This is a genomic window from Pseudoduganella sp. GW821-FHT12E03 (assembly GCF_058807115.1).
Genome location: NZ_JBXAQJ010000005.1, coordinates 434578 through 447757, shown reverse-complemented (window position 1 = coordinate 447757; position 13180 = coordinate 434578). Strand labels below are relative to the sequence as shown.

Annotated in this window: 13 protein-coding genes; 9 read left to right on the top strand and 4 right to left on the bottom strand. The window is 62.0% G+C overall.

Annotated features, from left to right (window positions below; genetic code table 11):
- The first annotated feature begins 55 nt into the window (after nucleotides 1-55).
- From AC1RRC_RS15520 to rsmA, 4 genes are read left to right on the top strand one after another with little or no spacing between them, the layout of a single operon-like run.
- Complete coding sequence (locus tag AC1RRC_RS15520; RefSeq protein ID WP_493056385.1) at nucleotides 56-2326, top strand: LPS-assembly protein LptD; 2271 nt, start codon at nucleotides 56-58, stop codon at nucleotides 2324-2326.
- Nucleotides 2327-2368: 42 nt separating this feature from the next.
- Nucleotides 2369-3766, top strand: a complete 1398-nt coding sequence (locus tag AC1RRC_RS15515; RefSeq protein ID WP_493056384.1) for a peptidylprolyl isomerase — start codon at nucleotides 2369-2371, stop codon at nucleotides 3764-3766.
- A gap of 19 nt (nucleotides 3767-3785) precedes the next feature.
- Nucleotides 3786-4865, top strand: a complete 1080-nt coding sequence (pdxA, locus tag AC1RRC_RS15510) for a 4-hydroxythreonine-4-phosphate dehydrogenase PdxA (RefSeq protein ID WP_493056383.1) — start codon at nucleotides 3786-3788, stop codon at nucleotides 4863-4865.
- An 11-nt stretch (nucleotides 4866-4876) separates the two neighbouring features.
- Nucleotides 4877-5656, top strand: coding sequence for a 16S rRNA (adenine(1518)-N(6)/adenine(1519)-N(6))-dimethyltransferase RsmA (rsmA, locus tag AC1RRC_RS15505; protein WP_493056382.1), 780 nt, complete (start codon nucleotides 4877-4879; stop codon nucleotides 5654-5656).
- A gap of 137 nt (nucleotides 5657-5793) precedes the next feature.
- Here the strand turns inward: rsmA and AC1RRC_RS15500 are convergent, their stop codons facing one another.
- From AC1RRC_RS15500 to AC1RRC_RS15490, 3 genes are all read right to left on the bottom strand, one after another.
- Complete coding sequence (locus tag AC1RRC_RS15500; RefSeq protein ID WP_493056381.1) at nucleotides 5794-6393, bottom strand: hypothetical protein; 600 nt, start codon at nucleotides 6391-6393, stop codon at nucleotides 5794-5796.
- Between the two features lie 14 nt (nucleotides 6394-6407).
- The gene (locus AC1RRC_RS15495) at nucleotides 6408-6986 is read right to left on the bottom strand and encodes a hypothetical protein (protein ID WP_493056380.1); all 579 of its coding nucleotides are present in this window, start codon (nucleotides 6984-6986) and stop codon (nucleotides 6408-6410) included.
- Nucleotides 6987-7105: 119 nt separating this feature from the next.
- A complete protein-coding gene (locus AC1RRC_RS15490; RefSeq protein WP_493056378.1) occupies nucleotides 7106-8554 on the bottom strand; it encodes a metallophosphoesterase in 1449 nt (482 codons plus the stop codon).
- An 82-nt stretch (nucleotides 8555-8636) separates the two neighbouring features.
- Between AC1RRC_RS15490 and AC1RRC_RS15485 the strand changes: the two genes are divergently transcribed.
- Nucleotides 8637-9347, top strand: a complete 711-nt coding sequence (locus AC1RRC_RS15485) for an HAD family hydrolase (protein ID WP_493056377.1) — start codon at nucleotides 8637-8639, stop codon at nucleotides 9345-9347.
- Between the two features lie 93 nt (nucleotides 9348-9440).
- Nucleotides 9441-10457 (top strand): heat-inducible transcriptional repressor HrcA, encoded by a 1017-nt coding sequence (hrcA, locus tag AC1RRC_RS15480; RefSeq protein WP_493056376.1) that lies wholly within the window; start codon nucleotides 9441-9443, stop codon nucleotides 10455-10457.
- A 59-nt stretch (nucleotides 10458-10516) separates the two neighbouring features.
- On the opposite strand, the gene fur is transcribed toward hrcA, so the two are convergent.
- Complete coding sequence (gene fur, locus AC1RRC_RS15475; protein WP_493056375.1) at nucleotides 10517-10948, bottom strand: ferric iron uptake transcriptional regulator; 432 nt, start codon at nucleotides 10946-10948, stop codon at nucleotides 10517-10519.
- A gap of 78 nt (nucleotides 10949-11026) precedes the next feature.
- On the opposite strand from fur, the gene AC1RRC_RS15470 reads away from it, so the two are divergent.
- Genes AC1RRC_RS15470 through AC1RRC_RS15460 form a run of 3 tightly spaced genes read left to right on the top strand, consistent with a single transcriptional unit; the run spans nucleotide 11027 to nucleotide 13178 of the window.
- Complete coding sequence (locus AC1RRC_RS15470) at nucleotides 11027-11665, top strand: outer membrane protein assembly factor BamE (RefSeq protein WP_493056374.1); 639 nt, start codon at nucleotides 11027-11029, stop codon at nucleotides 11663-11665.
- 7 nt (nucleotides 11666-11672) lie between these two features.
- On the top strand, nucleotides 11673-12479 hold the full coding sequence (dapB, locus tag AC1RRC_RS15465) for a 4-hydroxy-tetrahydrodipicolinate reductase (RefSeq protein ID WP_493056373.1): 807 nt from the start codon (nucleotides 11673-11675) through the stop codon (nucleotides 12477-12479).
- Nucleotides 12480-12482: 3 nt separating this feature from the next.
- The gene (locus AC1RRC_RS15460) at nucleotides 12483-13178 is read left to right on the top strand and encodes a MotA/TolQ/ExbB proton channel family protein (RefSeq protein WP_493056372.1); all 696 of its coding nucleotides are present in this window, start codon (nucleotides 12483-12485) and stop codon (nucleotides 13176-13178) included.
- Nucleotides 13179-13180: the final 2 nt, after the last annotated feature.

Sequence of the window (13180 nt, the reverse complement as noted above, 5' to 3'; positions counted from 1 at the left end):
CCATATAATAAGGGATTCAACTTAAAAAATCGCCAGTGTTACGACCCCTACCTTCATGAGCCGGTTTAAAGCCCCACCCAACGCGCACCGCTGGGCGTTCGCCTTCACCGCGCTCGTTACCGCAACGACAAGCCACGCCCAAACTCCGCCCAAACCACGTCCCCAGCACGTGACGGACAAGGATGCACCCACTATTGTGCAGGCGGAAGACATCGCTGGCCGTCCGGACCGGGAACTGAACCTGGAGCGCAACGTTGAACTGGTGCGCGATAAAACCCGCGTGACGGCCGATGTGGCCTGTTTCCGCCAGGTGGAAGATGAGGTGGAAGCGAAAGGCCATGTGCGCATCTGGCGTTATGGCGACTATTACACCGGCGATGAGTTCAAGCTGAACCTGGATTCGGGCAAGGGTTACCTGCTGAACCCGACCTACCAGCTGGAATTGAATCATGCGCAGGGCAAGGCCAGCCGCGTCAACTTCATCAACGAAGATGTCGCCGAAGTGGTCGACGGCACCTACAGCACGTGCCAGGGGCCGAATCCGGACTGGTACCTGAAATCGTCAACCCTGAACCTCGATTCCGGGCGCGATGTGGGCGTGGCCGGCAAAACCGTGGTGTATTTCAAAGGCGTGCCGCTGATCGGCACGCCCGCGCTGTCGTTCTCGCTGTCGGGCGCGCGCCGCTCCGGCTGGCTGCCGCCGATCCCGGGCTTCGGCTCCAAGGGCCGCGCCGAATTGACGGTGCCGTACTACTTCAATATTGCGCCCAACCGCGACCTGACCGTGTACCCGCGCCTGATCGCACGCCGCGGCTTCCAGCTCGGCGCACACGGCCGTTATATCGGTGAAACCGATGCGGGCGGCTATGCCGGCGATACGTTCATTGAATACCTGCCGAACGACAGCCAGCGGCATATGGACCGCTGGATGATCAACACCAGCCACACGCAGGCGATTGCGAAAGACTGGACCTTTGGCTGGAATGCGCGCGCGGCGTCGGACGAAAACTATCCGAACGACTTTTCCAAGACCGTGGCCGGCAGCGTGGAACGCCAACTGCTGCGCGAATTGCGCAGCGATTACCGCGGTGAATTCTGGAGCCTGTCGGCGCGCGTGCAAAAGTACCAGGTGCTGCAAGACCCGGCGTCGATCACCAATTCAACGCTGTTCGTCACGCGGCCGTATGACCGCCTGCCGGCCATCAATTTCCATGCGGCGCGCTATGACGTCGGTGGTTTCGACTGGGCCGTGGACAGTGAGCTGACCAGCTTCTGGCACCCGACGGCGATTCGTGGCAACCGTTTTGTCGCGATTCCGCAGATCAGTTACCCGGTGATCGGCCCAAGCTTCTTCATCACGCCGAAAATCCAGCTGCACGCCAGCGCCTACCAGCTCGACCCGCATACCGAAGGGACGGTCTTCACGGCACAGCGGTCGCTGACGCGCACTGTGCCGACCGTGTCGCTCGATTCCGGCCTGGTGTTCGAGCGCGAAACCACGATGTTCGGCCGCGCTGCCACGCAAACGCTGGAACCGCGCCTGTTTTACGTGAAGACGCCATACCGCGACCAGAAGGATTTCCCGAACTTCGATACCGCCGCATCGACGTTCAACTTCTCGCAGATTTTCAGCGAAAACCGTTTCGTCGGCGCCGACCGCATTGGCGACGCCAACCAGGTGACGGCGGCCGTGGTGTCGCGCTTCCTGGAAGAAAGCGGCGCCGAGCGTATGCGCCTGGCGTTCGGCCAGCGCTTTTACTTTGCCGACCAGCGCGTGCAGCTGGACGCCAGCACGCCGACCAAGGATGCCAAGTCCGACATGCTGCTGGCCGCGCAGGGCCGCATTTCCGAGACCTGGGGCCTCGACTCCGCGGTACAGTACAATCCGTCGGACAAGCACGTGGTCAGCTCGAACATGGCGCTGAACTTCATGCCGGCCCCGAAGAAAGTGCTGAACCTGGGCTACCGCTACCTGCGCGACACGTTCAACAGTTCCACCGGCGTGCGCAACAACGATGGTTTCCGCAACGTCGATGTGTCGAGCCAGTGGCCGTTGTCGACGCGCTGGTATGGCGTGGGCCGTGTCAGCTATTCGCTGAAAGACAAAAAAATCCTCGAAAGCCTGATCGGGCTTGAGTACAAAGGCGATTGCTGGGTTTTCCGCATGGGCGCGCAGCGCTTCGTGACGACGGCCAACCAGGCGTCGACCCCGATCTTTTTCCGCCTGGAGCTGAATGGCTTGTCCGATTTCGGCTTCGGCAACCCGCTGGAGGTGCTGCGCAACAGCATCCCTGGCTACCAGCGCCTGAACGAAGGCCGTCATTAATCCATGAACCACATGAGCGTCACTTTTATGCGTAATGCCCGTATGCACCAACTGAAGATCGCAGCCCTGCTGTGCGCACTCGCCGCCGGCGCTTCCGGGGAAGCTCTGGCCCAGGCTGCAAACCCGCAGGCTGCTGCGCCAGCGGCGCAAAGCAAAGGTTTTACTCCGCCAGTGCCGGTCGGCCAGACCAACAACACGGCGGTCGATTCGATCGCCGTGGTGGTGAATGAAGACGTCATCACGCGTCGAGAATTGACGGAGCGGGTGAAAACCGTGATGCAGCGCATGAAGGCGCAAAACGTGCAGTTGCCGTCGGAAGCCGATTTGCAGCGCCAGATTCTCGAACGCATGATCGTCGAACGCGCGCAAATGCAGCTGGCCAAGGAAATGGGCGTACGGGTCGATGACAACCAGTTGGACCGCACCATCAGCCGCATCGCCGAACAGCAAAAGCTGACGGTGCAGCAGATGCGCAACCAGCTGGAAAAGGACGGCACGACATTTGCCGCGTTCCGCGAAGAGATCCGCGAAGAAATCATCATGACGCGCCTGCGCGAACATGAAGTCGATGCGAAGATCAATATTTCCGAAGCTGAAGTCGATGCCCACATCGCGCTGGAAAAAGCTGCCGCGGCCGAACAGTTTGAAATGAACATTTCGCAAATCCTGGTGCGTATCCCGGAAAACGCTTCGCCGGAAGTCATTGCGCAGCGCAAGGCGCGCGCCGATGAAGTGATGCGCCAGCTGCGCGTGGGCGGCGACTTCGCCAAGATGGCGGCCACCTATTCGGATTCGTCCGATGCGCTGAAAGGCGGTGAAGTGGGCTGGCGTACGGCGGACCGCCTGCCGCCGGTCTTTGCCGAAGCCCTGTCCAAGCTGAAGCCGGGCCAGACCACGCAAGTGATCAAGAGCGTGTCGGGCTTCCACATCATCAAGCTGGTGGACAAGCGCAGCGTGGCCGAAGCCCAGGCGGCGGCTTCCGTGCAGCAAACCCGCGCGCGCCACATCCTGATCAAGGTGACGCCGGCGGTGCCTGCGGCGGACGCCAAGCGCAAGCTGACGGAATTGAAAGAGCGCCTGGATAACAAGGCGGCAAAGTTTGAAGAACTGGCGCGCCTGTTCTCCAACGATGGTTCGGCCAGCAAGGGCGGTGACATGGGCTGGCTGTATCCAGGCGATACCGTGCCGGAATTCGAAGCCGCCATGAATGGCCTCAAATTGGGCGAAGTGTCGCAGCCAGTGGAAACCAACTTTGGCTTCCACCTGATCGAAGTGCTGGAGCGCAAAACGGAAGACGTGTCGAAGGAAAAAGAACGCAATGCGGCCCGCAATGCGATCCGCGAACGCAAGACCGAGGAAGCGAACGAAGACTGGCAACGCCAGGTGCGGGATCGTGCCTACGTCGAGTACCGCGCGGAAGACTTGAAAGAAACAAAATAAGACAGGGAGGGAACGTTCCATGAGCGCCCAATTCAACAACCGGCGCCGTGGAGCGCGTCCTGCGATTGCCGTCACGTGCGGCGAACCGGCCGGCATCGGCCCGGAAATCGCCATCCGCGCAGCGTGGGCGTTGCGCGAGCAAGTCCATTGCGTGCTGCTGGGCGATGCCGCCTTCCTTGCGATGACGGCGGCCGACATCGATCCGGCCATCCGCGTTTCTTCGCTGTCGCTGATGGCGGTGCGCAATGGCGGCGTGCCGCATTTCGGGCCGGACCGCATCACCGTCATCGACATTCCTGTCTCGGCCCACGTCAAACCCGGCATCCTCGACAAGGAAAACGGCCGCGCCGTGCTGGCCACACTCGATGCCGCGATTGAAGGCATCGAGGCCGGCTGGTTCGAAGCCGTGGCCACGGCGCCGCTGCAAAAAAGTACCATCAACGATGCCGGCGTGCCGTTTTCCGGCCACACGGAGTACTTTGCCGATCAAACCAATACCCGGCAGGTGGTGATGATGCTGGCGGGGCAGCCGTTCGCCCCGGCCGATGCGCCACCGCTCAGGGTGGCGCTGGCCACCACGCACTTGCCGCTGAAAGACGTGGCGGGCGCGCTCACGCAGGAAGGGCTGGGCGCGATCCTCGACATCCTGGCCCATGACTTGAAGACCAAATTCGGCATCGCCGCGCCGCGCATTCTCGTGGCCGGGCTGAATCCGCACGCGGGTGAAAATGGTTACCTGGGCCGCGAAGATATCGACGTGGTGGGACCGGCGGTGGCCGCCGCGCAGGCGCGCGGCATTGCCGCCACCGGCCCGTATCCGGCCGATACGCTGTTCCAGCACAAATACCTGAAAGACGCCGACTGCGTGCTGGCCATGTACCACGACCAGGGCTTGCCGGTGCTGAAATACGCCACGTTTGGACGGGGCGTCAACATTACCCTGGGCTTGCCGCTGATCCGCACCTCGGTCGACCACGGCACCGCGCTGGACCTGGCGGCGCGCGGCCTGGGCCACGCCGACCACGGCAGCATGATGGAAGCCATCACCACGGCGGTGGCCATGGCCGATGCCGTGCTGGCCGCCCGCAACAACCAATAAGACTGAAGAACATGAAACACATCGCACGCAAACGCTTCGGCCAGAACTTCCTGCAGGACGACAATGTCCTGGGCCACATCATTGACTCGATCAACCCGCAAGCCAATGACGCCATGGTGGAAATCGGTCCGGGCCTGGCTGCCATGACGGATTTGCTGCTGCGCTCCGTCAAGCACATGCACGTGGTGGAACTGGACCGCGACCTGGTGGCGCGCCTGGAAAAGCAGTACCCGCGCGAGCGCCTGACGGTCAATTCGTGCGATGCGCTGAAGTTTGATTTCGGCTCGATCCCCGTACCGGAAGGCCAGAAGCTGCGCGTGGTCGGCAACCTGCCATACAACATTTCCAGCCCGCTGCTGTTCCACCTGGCGCAATTTACGGCCGGCGTGCAAGACCAGCACTTCATGCTGCAAAAGGAAGTGGTCGAGCGCATGGTGGCGGAACCGGGCAGCAAGACCTATGGCCGTTTGTCGGTGATGCTGCAGTGGCGCTATCACATGACGCTGTTGTTCATCGTGCCGCCGGACGCGTTCGATCCGCCGCCGAAAGTCGATTCGGCCATTGTGCGCATGATCCCGGTCGCCAATCCGCTGCCGTGCGACCAGGCGACCCTGGAAGCCGTGGTGGCCAAAGCGTTTTCGCAGCGCCGCAAGGTGATCCGCAATTGCCTGTCCGGCATGTTCACGGAAGAGCAAATCATCGCCGCCGGCGTGACGCCAACCGACCGTCCGGAAACCGTGCCGCTGGAAGGCTACGTGGCGCTGGCGAACCTGCTGAAACCCACTGCATAAAAAAAAGCCCGCTACGGGAGCGGGCTGAATCCATTTCTTTGTGAAGAAGTGGAGGAGACGGATTCATTATGCTGCGGTCTTAACGGTGTGGCCAATTTATTTTGGCCATACCAGCCATTCTCCCCCTGAATATCCGGTCAGTTATTCACGCAGGTGACCACGATGTTATTGCGTGGCGCTTCACCCATCACGTCGGTGCCGTTGGCCACCGTGCAGGTTTGGCCGACCGGTTGCTTCAGCACTGTCACACCGTACACGGTGCCGTCCGGCACTTCGCTTGGCATCGTGAAGTCGGTTTTGGCTTGCGTGATTTCCAGCGTATCGGTGCCGTTCACCAGTTTCAGCGAATCGGTGCCCAGGCCTTTGACGATGCCGCCCACCGTGTACGAGTTTTGCAGGCAGACCAGGTAGGCGGAAATGGTGGCGGTGCGGCCGGCGGCGCCGGTCGATCCCCGGGTGAACGTGCACTTCATATGGTTCGGCTGCTGCGACACCGTGATCGCGTATTCCGTGCCGTACGAAATCGTGTTCGCGAATTTGAAGGTGGTCGCACCGACCGGCACGCTCAGGCGCTGGTCGCCATTGGCCAGCACCAGGCCGGCATTGGCCAGCGGTTTTGGCTGCTCGAAGGTATCCACCAGGTTGCCGGTCAGTTCAAACGACGCTTTGCCGCCGCAGGCGCCCAGCGCCAGCAGCAGGGCCAGCGCAGCTGCGTTGCGCACAGGGATTGCTTTCATGGGATGCTCTACTTTCAAATGCAAGTGATGATGACGTCGTTTTTATCGCCGACCGACATTTCTTCGCCGGCGCCGTTTTGCACCGAGCAAGTCTGGCCGGCAGGCTGCGCCAGGACGGTGATGCCATAGGGCAGCTTATTCGGCACGGTTTTGCCGAAGGTGAACGTGGTTGCGTTGGCCGGCACCGCGACCGTGATCGAGCCGTTGGCCAGCACCAGGCCGGCGCCTTTCAGGCCGTTGACGGTGCCGCCCAGCGTGTACAGGTCCGTGGTGCAGGTGATGATGGTCTGCGTGTACGAATAGTAGTTGGCGCGGCCCTTGTTATTCGATGGCGTGCACACCTGGCCGACCGGGTTGGTTTTCACGAGAATTTCAAATTCCGAATCGTTCGCCACCAGTTCGGCGAACGTGAAGGTGGCGGCGGCTGCCGTCAGGGTCAGATCCTTGCCCTTGTTGGTCAGGACCAGGCCGCCGCGGTTCAGGCCCGAAATGCTGCCACTGAGGGGAATGCTGCCGCCGCTGCCGCCACCGCATGCCGCCAGCGTGGTTGCGCACAGCGTGAGGGCGGCGCAACGCATAGTCAAACTCTTCATCAAACTCTCCAAAACAAAGGCCGGAAGGCCGGGGTGTGGCGGCATTGTGGCGCACGCAAACGGCGCCTATTCTAGTGCATCCACAAGATTGAACTTGTAACAGCTTGTGACCAAACCGGCTATTTTACCTGCGCCACGTCGCACACGGAGCGTCTGCCGCTGATCTTGCAGCGGTTTTTTATCTGTCCATGGCGGTCGAACACTGTCACATTCCAGTCGCCCGGCCCGCTGCGCTCCAGTCCCATGAAGCCGAAACCGTCGATCCAGGAGCTGAAATGTTCGACCGTGACACCGGGCGCCGGCATGGCGTCAAGCGGCAGCACGGCCGGCAGGGGGATCGTATCTTCCGCCGAACCGGAAAAACCGGCAATGAACTGGCTCGGGTGGCCGCTGGAAAAACTCAGTTGTTCCCACAGGTGTACGTGCCCGGACAGCATGGCTTGCACCTTATCGGGCAGCAGGCGCGGGTTGATCGAGCCAAAGCTTTGCTGCAAGCCCAGGTCGCCCTTGTGCCAGTCATAGTCGCCATTGGGCTTGCGGTCCGCACCCACGCCGAGGATAGGGTGATGCGTCAGGCCGATATTCCACGTGGCTCGCTGTGACAGTGCATCGAGCTTGCGGTACGTGTCACGGTATTTTTCATAGCCGGTCGAACCGGGCTTGAAGCCTTTCCACGTGGTGGCGGCGGTATCGATTACCAGCAATTGCGCGTCGCCGCCCAGCGGCACCGCATAGGGATCGCTGTAGTCGCCCCGGCTGTCATCGGTGGACGCGTTGCAGTCGCGGCCCGGCAGCAGCGGACGCGGGTCCAGCAGACGCCACCAGCCTTGGCCGGCCCGTTCGCAGCTTTCATGGTTGCCCCGCACCGCGACCCATGGCGCCGCCTTCAGCAGCGGCGCGGCAGGCGCGAACAAGTCGGCGTTCCAGGTATCCCAGCCATAGCCCCACGGACTGCCTGCGCAGCCGGCATTGCCTTCCGGGCAGGCGTTTTCGCGGTAGTGGTAATCGCCCACGTGCACGACCAGGTCCGGCTTCCACGCGGCGGCAGCGGCGGCGACCGTGGCAAACGGGAAGCGCTGCGGGTCGTTACATTCCTGGAACTCGTTATCCTTTTGTTTCATCCGGCAGCCGGTATCGCCCAGCACGGCGATGCGCCGCGGCGCGGCGCGCGGCACCGGCAGCGCCTGGCCTTGCACGCTGGCGGCCAGGGCGCCGGCCGGCAGCGTGGCTTCGCAGGTCAGCAGCGGGAACGCCGACGGTTTGCTTTCCTCCGGTTTCGAGGCGGTCGGCCGCAGCGGCATGGTGGCGGGCAGGGCGCGCACAGTCATGGCCAGCGGCTTGCCATCCACGGTCAACGCCGGGCAACTGGCGGCGGGGGTGACCACCCGGGCCATGGCCGCGCCCTGTTCGCCCATGATGACGTAGGCCGTGAGTTCGGCGGGCGGCGTGGCCGTGGGCGGCACGGCGCAGCCGGCCAGCAGGGCCAGCGGGACCAGCGGGACCAATAAGGCGGGCAGGGCGCCGGGTGGGGCGCCAAGTTGGGCACTAAGAGGGAAGAGCGTGGGCAAGGGCGGCTCCAGAGGGGCAATCCGCTAATTTACCATGGGCCGCCCTGATTTCCGCCGCCGCCCGGCATGCGACAATACCCAAATGAATCCCGCACCTCCCATCAAAGCCATCCTGTTCGACCTCGACGACACGCTGTGGCCGATCGCCCCGGTGATTGCGCAGGCCGAAGCCACCCTGCACGCGTGGCTGGCGGAACACGCCCCGAAAGTCGCGCAACAGTTTTCCATCGAGACCCTGCGCGCGCGCCGCATGGCGCTGCTGGCGCAGCAGCCGCAGTTGCATTTCAACCTGGCGCAATTGCGCCGACTGGGCCTGGAAGCCGCATTTGCCGAAGCGGGCGAAGATGTGGCGCACATCGATGGCGCGATGCGCCACTTCCTGGCGGCCCGCAATGCCGTGACGCCGTATGACGACGTGCTGCCCGGTTTGCTGAAGCTGAAAGACCGGCTGGTGCTGGGCACCGTCACCAATGGCAACGCCGACCTGGAAGTCGTGGGCATGGCCCACCATTTCAAGGTATCGCTGGCGGCCTGCGATTTCGGCACCGCCAAGCCGGACCCGGCGATTTTTCATGCCGCCTGCGCCGCGCTGGGCGTGGCGCCACACGAAACCGTGTATGTCGGCGATGACTTGAAGTTCGACGTGGAAGGGGCGCAAAAAGCCGGCTTGCGCGCCGTCTGGATGAACCGCACCGGGAGTCGCGCCCACGTGGAACTGGGCATTGCGCCCGATGCCGTATGCTCCACGCTTGATGAATTGCTGGCGTGGCTGGAAGCGCACCTGGAACAATGATTTTCGCCACGGCCTGTGGCTGCGTGCATAATAGGCGAATCACTCAGGCGCCTCAATGAGGCGCAAACATGCGTAGCTTGGAAGTTTAGAAACATGCAACTCGATATCCGTGCCCAAACCCTGCTGAAAGCGCTGGTGGAACGCTATATTGCTGACGGCCAGCCGGTCGGCTCGCGCGCGCTGTCCAAGATTTCAGGGCTGGAATTGTCTCCGGCCACCATCCGCAACATCATGGCCGACCTGGAAGAGATGGGCTATGTGGCCAGTCCGCACACGTCGGCTGGCCGGATTCCGACCCCGCGCGGCTACCGCATCTTTGTTGATACCTTGCTCACGGTGCAGCATATCGATGAAAGTTCGGTTGAATCGCGCATGCGCCTGCAGCACCAGCAGCCGCAAAAACTCATTGCCAATGCGGCGCAAATGCTGTCGTCGCTGTCGCAATTCGCCGGCGTGGTGATGACGCCGCGCCATGAATCCGTGTTCCAGCAAATCGAATTCCTGCGGCTCGGTGAGAAGCGCATCTTGCTGGTGATTGTCGGCCCAGGCGGCGACGTGCAAAACCGCTTGCTGCTGACCGACGTGGATTACACGCCGGCCCAGCTGATCCAATCGGCCAATTACATCAACCAGCATTTCAGCGGCCTGGCCTTTGACGATGTGCGCACCCGCCTGCAAGGCGAATTGCGCCAGTTGCAAAGCGATATGGGCCGGCTGATGCAGGCGGCGGTGGAGGCGGGCAGCGAAGCCATGGCCGAGAGTGCGGAAGACATGGTGATTGCCGGCGAACGCAACTTGCTGTCGGTCAGCGACCTGTCGTCGAACATGACGTCGCTGCGCCAGATGTTCGACATGTTCGAGCAAAAGACCGGGCTGATGCAATTGCTCGACGTCTCGAGCAAGGCCTCCGGCGTGCAGATTTTCATCGGCGGCGAATCGAACCTGGTGCCGATGGATGAAATGAGCGTGGTGACGGCGCCCTATGAAGCCAACGGCAAGATCGTCGGCACCCTCGGGGTGATTGGGCCGACGCGCATGGCGTATGAGCGGGTGATTCCGATCGTCGACATTACAGCCAAGCTGTTGTCGAATGCGCTGAGCAACAATTAAGTGTAAGAAGATGTAAAAAACCGGGCTAATGAGCCCGGTTTTTTCATCCGCCGCCGTGCTTAGTGCTGGCGGTGCGGACATTCCTTCTTGGTGCAATTACCGTAAATCGCCAGAGCGTGTTCCGCAATGTGGAAGCCACGTTCCTCGGCGATCGAATGCTGGCGCTTTTCGATTTCTTCATCGACAAACTCTTCCACGCGACCGCAATCGAGGCATACCAGGTGATCATGGTGCGTACCGGCGTTCAATTCGAAAATCGCCTTGCCGGTTTCGAAATGGTTACGGTGCAGCAGGCCGGCCTGTTCGAACTGGGTCAGGACACGGTAGACCGTGGCCAAACCCACGTCCATGTTGTCAGCCAGTAAAATCTTGTAGACATCTTCCGCCGTCAGGTGACGCACCGGGCTGTTCTGGAAAATGTCGAGGATCTTCAGACGCGGCAAGGTCGCTTTCAGGCCGCTTGCCTTCAGGTCTGCAGGATTGTTACTCATGTTTCTTACTCGGTTGGGGGGCAAAGTGCTTTATCATATAGTGTTTTGGCACTTATGCTCAAATGAATTGAGGTCCTTATGCGCGTCACCCTGGCTTTACCGCAGTCCCTGTTGCACCGTTTGAAACGCCGTACACCCGTGATTGCGGGCATGATTTGCGTCGCATTCGCCGTAGGCGGTTGCGCGTCCACCAATAAGCTGGGCGCGAATGATACGAAGGAAGACTCGACTGTCGTCGCCAGCCAGGGCGCGCAAGTGAGGACCATCAGCCAGCTGCAAAAGTTCATGTGGTTCTTTTCCCCGTACCGCCCGAGCATCCAGCAAGGCAACTTCATTTCCGAGGAAATGCTGCAGCAACTCAAAGTCGGCATGACGCGTGACCAGGTGCGCTTTATCCTGGGTACGCCGCTGCTGACGGACATCTTCCACGCCGACCGTTGGGACTACCCGTTCCGCCTGGCGCGTGGCAATGGCGAAGTCATCGAAAGCGCCGTGGTGGTCCATTTCAAGAACGGTACAGTCGAGCGCTTCGAAGGCGGCAATTTGCCGACCGAGAAGGAATACATCGCCCTGATCGCCAATCCCGCCAAAAGCGCGAAAGAAGTATTGAGGGAACAAAAGACGGTATTGCCAGCGCAAGGCGCGCCATTGCCGGCCGGGACGGATACTTCGCCAGCGCAGCCGGTCGACGTCACGCCGAAGATCGACAAGAAATAAGGACATCATGAGTCAGTTGAATATCGCAATTGCAGGGGCAGGCGGCCGCATGGGCCGCATGCTGATCGAAGCCGTGCAGGCAGCGCCGGACATGACGCTCGCCGGCGCACTGGACGTGCCGGGCGCGCCCGGCCTCGGCACCGATGCGGCTGCTTTCCTGGGTAAACCAGCCGGTGTGGCGATTGAATCGGACTTGGCCAAGGGCCTGGCCGGCGCCGGGTTCCTGATTGATTTCACGCGTCCGGAAGGCACGCTGGAACATTTGAAATACTGCGCCGACCACGGTATCAAGGTCATCATCGGCACCACCGGTTTCGATGACGCCGGCAAGGCCGCGATCGCGGCAGCGGCCGAGAAGACCGCCATCGTGTTCGCGCCGAACATGAGCGTGGGCGTGAACGTCACGCTGAAATTGCTGGAATTCGCCGCCAAACAAATGGCGACGGGCTATGACATTGAAATCATCGAGGCGCACCACCGCCACAAGGTCGATGCGCCATCGGGCACCGCGCTGAAGATGGGCGAAGTGATTGCCGACGCGGTGGGCCGCGATTTGAAAGAGTGCGCGGTCTATGCGCGCGAAGGCGTGACCGGTCCGCGCGATCCATCGTCGATCGGCTTTGCCACCGTGCGCGGCGGCGACATCATTGGCGACCACACCGTGCTGTTCGCCGGTGACGGCGAGCGGATCGAGATCAGCCACAAATCCAGCAGCCGCGTATCGTATGCGCACGGTTCGCTGCGCGCGGCCCGCTTCCTGGCCGACAAGAGCACCGGCCTGTACGACATGTACGACGTGCTGAACCTGAAGTAATCAATGGATACCGGCCTGGTCGAAAATCATTTCAGCCTGGCGCGCTACTGGGCGCAGGGCGATGCCCTGAGCCACGCGGTGGCGTACACCTTGCTGGCGATGTCGCTGGTCAGCTGGTATTTCATCCTGTCCAAGGCGCTGCTGTCATGGCGGGTGCGCCGTTCGGCGGGCGCGGTCGATGCGTTCTGGTCCGCCCCCACCATCGCCGACGGCGTGGCGGCGCTGGCGGCCACCGATTCCGAACAGATTTATGTCGGCCTGGCGCGCCAGGGCGAAGCGCAAATGGCGGTCGGCACCCGCCATACGCTAGCCGGTGAAATGGGCTATAGCGAACAGGTGACGCGCGTGCTGCGCGGCGCCATCCACCGTTCCACCATGAAGCTGGAGAGCGGGCTGACCCTGCTGGCGTCGATCGGCGCCACGGCGCCTTTTGTCGGCTTGCTGGGCACCGTGTGGGGCATTTATCACGCGCTGGGCGCGGTGTCGTCCGGCGGCGCGGTGCAGATCGACAAGGTCGCCGGCCCGGTCGGCGAAGCGCTGGTGATGACGGGCATCGGCCTGATGGTGGCGATTCCCGCCGTGCTGGCCTTCAATGGCTTCAACCGCGTGAACCGCCTGACCCTGTCCGAGCTGGACGCGTTTGCCTACGACTTGCATGCGTACCTGACGACGGGCGACCGCGCCCACTTGAAAGGCTGAAC